The 11,397-nt window shown below is 71.9% G+C and carries 11 protein-coding genes and 1 riboswitch; of the genes, 6 read left to right on the forward strand and 5 right to left on the reverse strand.

Translation table 11 applies throughout. The features are described from left to right. Nucleotides 1-35 precede the first annotated feature (35 nt). The 3 genes from ABEA33_RS08860 to ABEA33_RS08870 form a co-directional block, all read right to left on the reverse strand. Entirely contained in the window at nt 36-779 is a 744-nt protein-coding gene (locus ABEA33_RS08860; protein WP_345526396.1) for a hypothetical protein, read from the reverse strand. After that, nucleotides 772-1,266, reverse strand: coding sequence for an RNA polymerase sigma factor (locus ABEA33_RS08865; protein WP_345526397.1), 495 nt, complete (start codon nt 1,264-1,266; stop codon nt 772-774). The genes ABEA33_RS08860 and ABEA33_RS08865 overlap by 8 nt, the downstream gene beginning before the upstream one ends. Nucleotides 1,267-1,375: 109 nt before the next feature. Continuing rightward, the gene (locus ABEA33_RS08870) at nt 1,376-3,259 is read right to left on the reverse strand and encodes a SigE family RNA polymerase sigma factor (RefSeq protein WP_345526398.1); all 1,884 of its coding nucleotides are present in this window, start codon (nt 3,257-3,259) and stop codon (nt 1,376-1,378) included. Nucleotides 3,260-3,352: 93 nt separating this feature from the next. Here ABEA33_RS08870 and ABEA33_RS08875 point away from each other — a divergent pair, with 93 nt between their 5' ends. The 5 genes from ABEA33_RS08875 to ABEA33_RS08895 all read left to right on the forward strand — a co-directional run bounded on the left by ABEA33_RS08875 (nt 3,353) and on the right by ABEA33_RS08895 (nt 8,310). Then, complete coding sequence (locus tag ABEA33_RS08875; protein ID WP_345526399.1) at nt 3,353-4,615, forward strand: cell division protein PerM; 1,263 nt, start codon at nt 3,353-3,355, stop codon at nt 4,613-4,615. A gap of 19 nt (nt 4,616-4,634) precedes the next feature. After that, nucleotides 4,635-5,258, forward strand: a complete 624-nt coding sequence (gene purN / locus ABEA33_RS08880) for a phosphoribosylglycinamide formyltransferase (RefSeq protein ID WP_345526400.1) — start codon at nt 4,635-4,637, stop codon at nt 5,256-5,258. Nucleotide 5,259: 1 nt separating this feature from the next. Beyond that, nucleotides 5,260-5,336: riboswitch (ZMP/ZTP riboswitch) on the forward strand. Between the two features lie 25 nt (nt 5,337-5,361). Continuing rightward, the gene (gene purH / locus ABEA33_RS08885) at nt 5,362-6,939 is read left to right on the forward strand and encodes a bifunctional phosphoribosylaminoimidazolecarboxamide formyltransferase/IMP cyclohydrolase (protein WP_345526401.1); all 1,578 of its coding nucleotides are present in this window, start codon (nt 5,362-5,364) and stop codon (nt 6,937-6,939) included. A gap of 178 nt (nt 6,940-7,117) precedes the next feature. After that, nucleotides 7,118-7,963 (forward strand): bifunctional methylenetetrahydrofolate dehydrogenase/methenyltetrahydrofolate cyclohydrolase, encoded by an 846-nt coding sequence (locus ABEA33_RS08890; RefSeq protein ID WP_345526402.1) that lies wholly within the window; start codon nt 7,118-7,120, stop codon nt 7,961-7,963. Next, on the forward strand, nt 7,960-8,310 hold the full coding sequence (locus ABEA33_RS08895; RefSeq protein ID WP_345526403.1) for a DUF3017 domain-containing protein: 351 nt from the start codon (nt 7,960-7,962) through the stop codon (nt 8,308-8,310). The genes ABEA33_RS08890 and ABEA33_RS08895 overlap by 4 nt, the downstream gene beginning before the upstream one ends. Before the next feature lie 76 nt (nt 8,311-8,386). Here the strand turns inward: ABEA33_RS08895 and ABEA33_RS08900 are convergent, their stop codons facing one another. Next, a complete protein-coding gene (locus ABEA33_RS08900) occupies nt 8,387-9,373 on the reverse strand; it encodes a malate dehydrogenase (protein WP_345526404.1) in 987 nt (328 codons plus the stop codon). 113 nt (nt 9,374-9,486) lie between these two features. On the opposite strand from ABEA33_RS08900, the gene ABEA33_RS08905 reads away from it, so the two are divergent. Continuing rightward, nucleotides 9,487-10,188, forward strand: a complete 702-nt coding sequence (locus ABEA33_RS08905; protein ID WP_345526405.1) for a hypothetical protein — start codon at nt 9,487-9,489, stop codon at nt 10,186-10,188. 9 nt (nt 10,189-10,197) lie between these two features. Here ABEA33_RS08905 and ABEA33_RS08910 read toward each other — a convergent pair whose 3' ends face one another. Continuing rightward, a complete protein-coding gene (locus ABEA33_RS08910; protein ID WP_345526406.1) occupies nt 10,198-11,268 on the reverse strand; it encodes an MIP/aquaporin family protein in 1,071 nt (356 codons plus the stop codon). Nucleotides 11,269-11,397: the final 129 nt, after the last annotated feature.

An 11,397-nucleotide genomic window follows, 5' to 3' on the forward strand; every position in this document is an offset into this window, starting at 1 on the left:
CCCCGTACGGGGGTCACTTTGCGCCGACTCGGCATTTAGCAGGGGTCGGCGGCGAAGGCGCACATGGCGTCGATGACCGGCGCCGACCTCTCCTGGACCAGCGCGGCGGTGTCCTCGGCCGGGGCGCCGAGCGAGGACGTCGTCGCCTGCAGGATCGCGTTGCCCACCCTGACGAGCTGGACCGCGTCGACGTCGCCGCCATCGGAGTAGTGGTTGGCGTAGACCAGCGACTGGTCACCGTCGTCGGACGGCAGGACGCCCACCCAGCGTTGCTTGCCCTCGGTCTGTAGAACGCAGGCCTGCATCTCGGCGCTGAGGGCAGTCAGGGCCAGCTCGGCCTCGCCGGCGGTCGGGTAGAGCGCGAGGGTGTGTGTGGAGCCGCCTTCCGACTCGGTATAGGTCGCCTGCTGGACCTCGTACGACCCGGTGGGGCCCCAGCCCGCCCCGGCGCAGACGTCCGTGACCGGTGAGTCGTACGACGCACTCGTCTGGACCGGCGTCGGCAGCCCTTCCGCCAGCGGGAAGCCTGCCGGGATCTTCGTCACCCACGAGGGGGAGGGGTTGGTCACCGGCGGCGTGGTGTCGGTGCGATTGCCGGTGGCCGCCATCGCCAGCGGCGTGGCGATGATCGCCACGACGGCGACGCCGCCGATCGCCGCGAGGGCGTTGTTGCGGCGGCGCATCCGGGTGCCGCGACGGCGTACCTCGGAGGCGGGAAGCGGGCTCATGGTCAGTCCTGGGTCGGTGAAGTTCTCGAGCTCGTCCAGAGGGTCACGCATGGCTGAGTCCTTCCTCGTCGGCGAGCAGTGCGGCCAGCGCCGCGCGTCCCCGGCTGAGCCGGGCCTTGATCGTTCCTTCAGGGACGCCGACCTCGCGGGCGACGTCGTGCACGGGCAGGTCGGCGATGTGGTGGAGCACCAGCGCCTGCCGTTGGGCCTCGGGCAGCTGCTTGAGCGCCGCCACCAGGGCGACGTGAGCCTCAGTGGGGGCCGCGCTCTCGTACGCCGGGCCTACGGCCCGGTCGACCGGTCGTCGGCCGCGCACGGTGCGCCGCCAGCGGCTCACCGCCAGGCGGTACGCCGTGGTGCGCACCCAGGCTTCCGGATGCTCGGCCTTCTCCAGTTTTCGGCGGTGCGCCCAGGCGCGGACGAACGCCTCCTGCACGCACTCCTGTGCCTCGTCGCGGTTGCCGATCATGGCGTAGACCTGGCCGGTGATCCGCTGGAACGACGCGGCGTAGAAGTCGTCGAACTCGCGTTCGTCCATCGACTCTGGTCCCGTCTCGTCAGGTCAGCAGGGTTGCTGATCGTGGGGGATACGCCCGAGCGGGACCCACGGTTGCACGTGGGAGCGAGAATTCTCTGGAGGCGGAGCGCTACCTCGGCGCGGGCATCTCCGCGAGCCGGTCCAGCGCACGCTGGGTGAGCGCCTGGAACGCGTCCGGGGTGATCGTGACGCCCTTGACCGGCACGAAGCCGACCTGGGCGACGGCGGTGCCATCGCGGACGACGCCCATCAGGAAGCTCAGCGTCTTGTCGTCGGTGACCTCGGTGTTGACCCGCCACACCGTCAGGTCGGCATTGCCCCGGCGTACGTCGCGCAGGCGGGTCACCTGGGTGCCCAACTGCTTCTTCGGGCAGCGCTCCAGGGCCTCGCGCACGCCGGCGACGAACGCCTTCGCCCGCTTCGGCGGCAGCGTGCCGACCGACTCCGTCAGTCCGAACTCGGCGGCCAGCTTGGCCTCCGGCACCAGGAAGGTCCGGGTGAGGTTGTTGCTCATCGGTGCCGCGCTGAAGTCGGTGTTGTCGCAGTGCGTCGCTGCCGCGTTGACGAGAGCCTTGCGAGGCTCGGTACCGACCCACGGCTTGTTCACGCCGGCGGCCGGCGGCAGGTCGATCTCGGCGAGCATGCCCGGGGCCTGGGCGACCGGGACCGGGCTCGCCTTCTGCGGCTTCGCGCTCGTCGAGCAGGTGCCGCCCTCGGGCAGCTCGCAGAGCTGGTCGACGCCGCGCGCGAGCACCTTGGCGATCGCAGCGGGACGGGGGCCGTCCGCTGCGCGCGTGGTGCTGACGGTCGTGGTCGTGAAGCTGCCGGTGCGGGCGACGGCGGCGATGACGGTCTTCTCGGGTGCCGACCAGGTGTGCAGCTCGAACAGCTGCGCCTCGTCACCCACCCCAGGCAAGTCGTACGTCGCGAGCAGCTGGGCCCGGTCCTCGTGACAGCCGGCGAACCAGGCGACAGCGGTGGCGTAGCCACGGCCGGCGGCCCGCTCGGTCCGCGACGACTCGGCGGTCTGCACGACCGTCGTCGCGATCTTCGGCTTCGGCTTCATGGACGAGGTCAGCGCCGAGTTCTGGTCCGACGTCTGGGGGTCGAAGATCCGGACCAGTGCCGCGTCGGGGCGGTTGCGTGGCGAGACGTAGCGGCTCTGCTGGCAGGTCATCACCTTGCCGTTGCCCTCGGAGTTGTCGTCCGTGCTCGCGACCGTCCACCCGGTGGCGTCGGGGACCGACACGAGCCGGTTGAGGCTGTCCGCGGCAAGCAGGGAGTCCTCCGGTACCTCGACCACCTCCGGGGCGGGGGCGCCGGACGGGTCGCCGGCCTCGATGCGCTCGCCTGCGAGCGTCGGGCGTACGCCGTCGGCGTCGGTGAGCAGGGTGCCGGCGATCACGAGCGCGGCCGCCGTGGCGGCGACGCCGATGACCGTGTGGGTGCGACGACGGGTGGCTCCCGCGCGCCGGAGGATGGTGGGGCGCGGCCAGCGGTTGGTCTCGACGTGGGCGCGGACGGCCTCGAGAGCGCCGCGGACCGCGGTCGTGCCGATCTCACGGTGCAGCGCGAACGTGGCCGTCGCGGTCTGCAGCTCGCGCTCGGCCTCGGGGCGGGGCAGGCCGACCTCGCGGGCCATCGCGGCCAGCGAGCTGGTCGTCAGCTCGGTCACGAGCAGCACCCGGCGCTGGGTCATCGACAGGCGGCCCAGGGCGTCGAGGGTGGCCTTGATCTCGGGGTCGAGGCCCTTCTCGCGGTGCCACAGCTTCGCCGTGTGCCGGCGTACGGCGTGGCGGCAGGCGTGCCCGCGGACCCAGGCCTCCGGGTCCTCCACGCGGGAGACCTTGCGCCAGTGGTGCCAGGCGACGACGAACGCGTCGCGCACCGCGGCGCGGGAGGCAGGAAGGTCGCCAGTGAGGCAGTACGTCAGCAGCAGGAGGCGGGTGCGTACGTCCTTGTAGAACTGGTCGAACTCGTCGGGCTCGGTCATGGCGCCGTCCACGGTAGCCCGCCCCCCTGATCCGTGCCGATTCGGCGTGTGCGCCCCGATCCGGCGCCCGCGGCGGGCGATGATGGCCGCACCATGACGTCCCTGCTCCCCGGATCGCTCTCCTCCGGCTCGGCCGCGTCCGGTCGGAGCGGCGCAGACCTGAGGCACCGCTCTCCGCTGGTGCCGGTCGCCCTGCTCGGGGGGATGGCTGCCGCGGCCGCGACGCTGGTCGTCTGTCTGGCGCTCGGCGTCGTCGGCTGGTTCCTCGCCGACGCGGGCGCGCACGGCACTCCCAGCGACGGACTGCGCGTGGGAGCACTGGGTTGGCTGCTCGCGCACGGGTCCGGGGTCACCGTGAACGGCGTCGCCATCACCCTCGTCCCGCTCGGCGTCTCGGCGCTCTGTGCCTGGTCGGCCTGGCGCATCGGGCACCGGGTCGGCGACGCGATCTCCGGACATGGTCCCGACTCCGACCGGATCGCCGACGGCGAGCGCGACTGGACCGTCCCGATCGCCGCCTCGATGTTCACCGCGGGCTACCTCCTCGTGGCGATCATCACAGGCGCGGTGGCCTCCACGCCCGACACCGCACCGTCGCTCGCGCGGGTCGTCGGCTGGTCGCTCGTGCTCTCCGCGACCTTCGGCTGGGCCGCCATCGCGACCGGTGCCGGTCGCCTCGCGATCTGGGCGACGCTCGTGCAGCCGTGGCTGCGGGCCGCGTTCGTCGGCGGGCTGCGCATCCTCGGCGGCTTCCTGCTCGTGTCGACCGCGGTCTCCCTGGTGTCCCTCGTCGTCGACTTCGGTACGGCGGTCAACGTGATGTCCCGCCTGCACACCGGGGCCGGCGACGCCACCGTCTACACGGTCCTCACCGCGACGCTGGTCCCCAATGCCGCGCTCTTCGCCGGCAGCTACCTGCTCGGCCCGGGCTTCCTCGTCGGCACCGGCACGATGGTGTCCCCGACGCTGGTCTCGCTCGGCCCGGTGCCGATGTTCCCGCTGCTCGCCGCACTCCCCGACAACGGCGCCACACCAGCCTGGGCGACGTACCTGATCGCCGTACCGCCCCTGATCGCAGCCATCGCGGCCGCCCGGGCGCAGCGCCGTACGCCCACCCTCCGCTGGGAGGAGGGCGCCCTGCGCGGCTGCGTCGGTGGCGTGACGGCCGGGCTGCTGCTCGGCGTCCTCGCCGCGATCTCCGGCGGTGCCGCCGGGCCGGGCCGGATGCGCGAGATCGGGCCCGACGCGACGGACGTGATGGTGCACGCCGTGACCGCGTTCGGGCTGGGCGGCGTCGTGGGTGGTCTGGCGATGACCTGGTGGCAGCGCCGCGCCGCCCGCCACGCCGAGGCCTGAGCGTCCTAGACTCCGACGCGTGTCCGAGCCTGCTGCCGTCGTCGTCCTCGTGTCGGGCTCCGGCACCAACCTCCAGGCGCTGATCGACGCTTGCGCCGACCCGTCGTACGGCGCTCACGTAGTCGCCGTCGGCGCCGACCGCGGCGGCATCGAGGGCCTGGCCCGCGCCGAGCGCGCCGGCATCCCGACGTTCACCCTGTCGGTCAAGGAGTTCGAGACCCGCGAGGAGTGGGACGCCGCACTCGCGGGTGCCGTCGCGGCGTACGACCCCGACATCGTCGTGCTGGCCGGGTTCATGAAGCTGGTCGGCAGCACCTTCCTCGCGGTCTTCGGCGGCAAGGTGGTCAACACCCATCCCGCGCTGTCGCCGTCGTTCCCGGGGATGCACGGCCCGGCCGAGGCGCTGGCGTACGGCGTGAAGGTCACCGGCGCGACGCTCTTCGTGGTCGATCCCGGCGTCGACACCGGACCGATCGTCGCCCAGCGGGCGGTCGAGGTGGTCGACGGCGACACCGTCGAGACGCTGCACGAGCGGATCAAGGTGGCCGAGCGGGGCATGCTCGTGGACTCGATCGGGGCGATGGCCCGGGAGGGCTTCACGGTCGAGGGCCGCCGGGTCCGGATGGGTCGCCTGGTCGACTAGGCTGAGGCCACACGACTGGCGCAGGTGGGCGACCACCAGGGAGTGACGCCGGGAGCATCGACCGCCTGGGTGCTTCCCAACCGCCGACCCAGCAGGAGTCCCCGTGTCCCAGGTTGCCCAACCGTCTGGCCGCATCCCGATCAAGCGCGCCCTCGTCTCCGTCTACGACAAGACCGGCCTCGAGGACCTGGTCCAGGCCCTGCACGACGCCGGCGTCGAGCTCGTCTCCACCGGCGGCTCCGCGGCCCTGATCGCCGGGCTCGGCCTGCCGGTCACCAAGGTCGAGGAGCTCACGGGCTTCCCCGAGTGCCTCGACGGCCGGGTCAAGACGCTGCACCCGCGGGTGCACGCCGGCATCCTCGCCGACCGCCGGCTGGACTCCCACGTGGAGCAGCTCGCGGAGCTCGGCGTCGAGCCGTTCGACCTGGTGATCTCGAACCTCTACCCGTTCGTGCAGACCGTGCAGTCCGGCGCGACGCCCGACGAGTGCGTCGAGCAGATCGACATCGGGGGCCCGTCGATGGTCCGCGCCGCCGCCAAGAACCACCCCTCGGTCGCGATCGTCACCTCGCCCTCCAGCTACGCCGACGTGGTCGCGGCCCTCGCCGACGGTGGCTTCACGCTCGACCAGCGCAAGCGGCTGGCGGCCGAGGCGTTCGTGCACACCGCGTCGTACGACGTGGCCGTGGCGTCCTGGATGGGCAGCGTGCTCACCGACACCTCCGACGGGACGAACTTCCCGGCCTGGGCCGGCGCGACCTGGGAGAAGTCGGCCGTGCTGCGGTACGGCGAGAACCCGCACCAGCCGGCCGCGCTCTACACGAGCGCCCTCGGCGGTGGCCTGGCCGCGGCCGAGCAGCTGCACGGCAAGGAGATGTCCTACAACAACTACGTCGACACCGACGCCGCCCGCCGGGCCGCGAACGACTTCGACGAGCCGGCCGTTGCGATCATCAAGCACGCCAACCCCTGCGGCATCGCGGTGGGCGCAGACGTCGCCGAGGCGCACCGCAAGGCCCACGAGTGCGACCCGGTCTCCGCGTTCGGTGGCGTGATCGCGGTCAACCGCCCGGTCTCGGTCGAGATGGCGCAGCAGGTGGCGGAGGTGTTCACCGAGGTGATCGTCGCGCCGGCGTACGACGAGGGCGCGGTCGAGATCCTCCAGGGCAAGAAGAACATCCGCATCCTGGTGTGCGCGGTCGACGAGCACCCCGCACCCGTGGAGATCCGGCCGGTCAGCGGTGGCCTGCTGATGCAGCGCGTCGACCACGTCGACGCTGATGGTGACGACCCGGCCACCTGGACCCTCGCCACCGGTGAGGCGGCCTCGCCCGAGGTGCTGGCCGACCTGGCGTTCGCCTGGCAGGCGTGCCGCTCGGTGAAGTCCAACGCGATCCTGCTCGCCAAGGGTGGCGCCTCGGTCGGCGTCGGCATGGGTCAGGTCAACCGGGTCGACTCGTGCAAGCTCGCCGTCGAGCGCGCGGGGGAGCGGTCGGTCGGCTCGGTCGCCGCGTCCGACGCGTTCTTCCCGTTCGAGGACGGCCCGCAGATCCTGATCGACGCCGGTGTCGCCGCGATCGTCCAGCCCGGAGGCTCGGTGCGTGACGAGCTCACCATCGAGGCCGCCAAGGCGGCCGGCGTGACGATGTACTTCACCGGCACCCGGCACTTCTTCCATTGAGCGAAGCGAAGGGAAGAAGTGCCGCTGAGCCGAGTCGGCGGAAACGGACCGGGGAGCGAAGCGGAGGAGGACGGCTTGCGCCGACTCGGCGATCGTCAAGCAACCGTGTGCCGACCGCCGGCCCCGACCACAGCGGGGTGGCATGAACACCAGCCCGCCCGATGACAGGATGCAACACGTGACTGCACAGAAGCTGGACGGCTCCGCCACCCTCAAGTCGATCAAGGTCGAGCTGACCGAGCGCGTGGCCAAGCTGCGCGAGCAGGGCATCGTGCCCGGTCTCGGCACCGTCCTGGTCGGCGACGACCCGGGCTCGCACTGGTACGTCGGCGCCAAGCACAAGGACTGCGCCGAGATCGGCATCGAGTCGATCCGCGTCGACCTGCCGGCGACCGCGAGCCAGGCCGAGGTCGAGGCGGAGATCGACCGCCTCAATGCCGACCCGGGCTGCACCGGGTTCCTGGTGCAGCAGCCGACCGGGCTCGATGAGTTCCGGCTGCTCTCGCGCGTCGACCCGGACAAGGACGTCGACGGGCTGCACCCGACCAACCTCGGCAAGCTCGTGCTCGGCGAGACTGGCCCGCTGCCGTGCACCCCGATCGGCTGCATCGAGCTGCTCCGTCGCCACGGGGTCGAGCTGAACGGCGCCGAGGTCGTCGTCGTCGGCCGTGGCCTCACCGTGGGCCGCCCGCTCGGCCTGCTGCTCACCCGGCGGTCCGAGAACTCCACCGTCACGCTCTGCCACACCGGCACCCGCGACCTGGCCGCCCACACGCGGACGGCCGACGTCATCGTGGCCGCGGCCGGCGTACCCGGGATCATCGGCGCCGACATGGTCAAGCCGGGCGCAGCGGTGCTCGACGTGGGCGTCTCGCGGGTCGACGGCAAGATCGCCGGGGACGTCGCGGACGACGTCTGGGACGTCGCGGGCTGGATCTCGCCCAACCCGGGCGGCGTGGGTCCGATGACCCGCGCGATGCTCCTGTCCAACATCGTCTCGGCCGCCGAGCGTCAGGTGTCGTGAGCGACGTCGAGCCCCCGTCCGACGACGTGGAGCCGCTCTCCGCCGAGGACGTCGGCGAAGGGGAGCCGCGCCGCTACCCGTCGACGATCGGCGGCGGGTTCTACCTCGTCGTGCTCGCCGTGGTCGCGATCGCGATCGGCATCATCACGTCGGGCAACTGGCGACTCGGGATCCGGTGGTACGGCGCGGCGCTGCTCTTCGGGGCGCTCGTGCGGGCCGTGCTGCCCGCCAAGGACGCCGGCATGCTCGCCGTACGCAAGCGCTGGTGGGACTGCTTCCTGCTGATCGCCACCGGTATCGCGCTGATCTTCCTGGCCGGCTCGATCCCCGACCAACCCGGCCTCTAACGCCGAGTCGGCGCAAAGTGACCCCAACCAGGGTCACTCTGCGCCGACTCGAGGGTCAATTTGCGCCGACTCGGCCTCAGATCAGCCCGAGCTCCGTCACGGCGGCGCGCTCGTCGGCGAGCTCCGCGGTGGAGGCGTCGATCTTGCCGCGCGAGAAGTCGTCGATCTCAAGACCTTGGACGATCTCCCAGTTGCCGTCCTTGGTGGTGACCGGGAAGGACGAGATCAGGCCCTCGGGGACGCCGTACGAGCCGTCGGAGACGACCGCCATCGAGACCCAGTCGTCCTTGGCGGAGCCGAGCAGCCAGTCGCGGGCGGCGTCGACGGTGGCCGACGCTGCGGACGCGGCCGAGGACGAGCCCCGGGCGTCGATGATCGCGGCGCCGCGCTTGGCGACGGTCGGGATGAAGGTGTCCGCGATCCAGGCCTGGTCGCCCACGACCTCGGCGGCGTTCTTGCCGCCGACCTCGGCGTGGAAGATGTCAGGGTACTGCGTCGCGGAGTGGTTGCCCCAGATCGTCATCTTCTTGATGTCGGTCACGGCGGCGCCGGTCTTGGCGGCGAGCTGCGAGATCGCGCGGTTGTGGTCGAGGCGGGTCAGCGCCGAGAACCGCTCCTGCGGGATGTCGGGCGCGTTGGTCATCGCGATCAGCGCGTTGGTGTTGGCCGGGTTGCCGGTCACGCCGATGCGGACGTCGTCGGCGGCGACCTTGTTGAGCGCCTTGCCCTGCGCGGTGAAGATCGCGCCGTTGGCCGAGAGCAGGTCACCGCGCTCCATGCCGGGGCCGCGCGGACGGGCGCCGACGAGCAGCGCCAGGTTGACGCCGTCGAAGATCGTCTCGGCGTCGTCGCCGATCTCGACGCCGGCCAGGTTGGGGAACGCACAGTCGTCCAGCTCCATGACGACGCCCTCGAGCGCCTTCAGGGCCGGCGTGATCTCCAGCAGCCGCAGCTCGATCGGGCGGTCGCCCAGCAGCGACCCGCTCGCGAGGCGGAACAGCAGGCTGTATCCGATCTGACCGGCGGCGCCGGTGACGGCAACCTTCAACGGGGTTGAACTCACGACTACTCCTTGAACACGCGATGGTGAGGAATGGTGGGATTTCCGGCTCCCGACGCTAGCAGCGGGGGAGGGTTCCACTCGCAGGAGGTCTGGGGTACGGGATCATGGCCGCCATGAAGTCGAGGGGGAAGTCGAGGGAGAGGTCGAGGCGGGGACGCCGCGCGCTCGTCGCCGTCGTCGTCCTCCCGCTCGTCCTCGGCGGGTGCGGCAGCGCCTCCGTCTCGAGCCCCCCGTCGGGCGTGGACGACCTGGTCGTGCCCACCCCGACGCCCGACCCCGACGACTTCGCCGGCAGCATCGACAACCCCTGGCTGCCACTGTCGGCCGGGCGCACCTGGACCTACGACGTGGTCGACGTCGACGGCGCGCACTCGCTGGAGGTCACGGTCGAGGACGGCCCGGAGATCGCCGGCGTCGCGACGACCGCCCAGGTGAGCACCGAAGACGGCGAGACCACGACCGACTGGTTCGCGCAGGACGCCGACGGCAACGTCTGGTGGTTCGGCCGCGAAGGAGAGTGGCAGGCGGGCTCCGACAGCGCCGAGGCCGGGCTGGCGGTGCCGGCGACGCCCCGCGTCGGTGACGGTTTCCGTACGGCGTACCAGCCCGGCGTCGTCGAGGACGTCGCCACGGTGGTGGCGCTCGACGGGTCGGCCACGGTCCCGGCAGCGTCGTACGACGACCTCCTGGTCACCCGGCAGGTCTCGTCGCTCGAGCCCGGTGCCTCGGTCGAGCGGTCCTGGGCGCGCGACGTGGGCCTGGTCGAGCAGATCGAGCAGGGCCGCGCGGTGCGGCTGAGTGACGTCGCGAGCTAGCGGAGCCGATCAGCTGGGCGGACGGATCTGGGTGCCGTCGTCGCCCTCGTCGCCACGCGACTGCCAGATGGGCGGGTCCTCCGCGGCGACCTCCTCGACCACGATCGTCTCCTCGACGACGTAGTCGGCCGCGGGCTGGGCAGCCTGCTGTGCCTCGGCCGCCTGCTGCGCCTGCCACTGCTCGGGCGTCGAGCCGACGGGGTGCCACTGCTGGCCGGCCGGGTCCCACTGCCAGCCGTCCTGGATGATCGGCGCCGGCGCCGGTGCCGGGACCGGCTCCTGGTTCCACTGCTGCTGGTACTGGTCGGGGGAGGCATAGCCGGGCACCTGGGCCGCCGTACGGGGCCGCGAGAAGGTGATGCCGGAGCCGGGGACCGCGTCGCCGACGCGGCCGAACAGCATCGGGTAGAGCAGTCCGGCGATCGCTGCGCCGAGCAGCGGGGCCAGGATGAACAGCCACAGCTGGGCGATCGCGTCGGTGCCGGCGAAGAGCGCCGGCCCGATGGACCGGACGGGGTTGACCGAGGTGCCGGTGGCGGGGATCGCGACGAAGTGGATCGCGGCGAGGGTGAAGCCGATCGTCAGCGGTGCGAGCGCAGGGTGCTCGTTGCGCTCGTCGGTGACGGCGAGGATGACCGTGACGAAGACGGCGGTCATCACCAGCTCGAGGAGGAAGGCGGCCCACCAGGCGTAGCCGCTGCCGGCGTCGCCGAACGCGTTCTGGCCCATGTTGCCCTCGGCCTCGAAGCTCTCGAAGCCCTGCATCAGCGCGTAGAGCAGGAAGGCGCCGACGATCGCGCCGAAGAGCTGGGCGACGACGTACAGCCCGACGTGGCGCCAGGCCATCCGGCCGCCGATCGCGGCACCGACGGAGACCGCCGGGTTGAAGTGGGCGCCGGAGACGCGGCCGAATGCGTAGGCCATCACCATCACGGCCACGCCGAACGTGAGCCCGATCGTCTGGATGCTGAACTGATCCGCCTGCCCGGCGTAGATGACCGAGCCGCAGCCGAAGAACACCAGGACGAACGTCCCGAAGACCTCGGCCGTGAGCTTCTGCTGGATGGTGGAGTCCGGCATACGTCTGCTCCCCTCGTCGGACGTCCCCCGCGGACGCCCCGGGGCAGCACTCTAGTAGGCAAAGGGTCCCGTTGCCCCGGCTAGGAGCGGGTGCGAAGGTGGATGCGTCGCCTGCGTCAGGTATCTTGA

Source organism: Nocardioides endophyticus (assembly GCF_039543845.1).
GTDB classification, from domain to species: Bacteria; Actinomycetota; Actinomycetes; order Propionibacteriales; family Nocardioidaceae; genus Nocardioides; species Nocardioides endophyticus.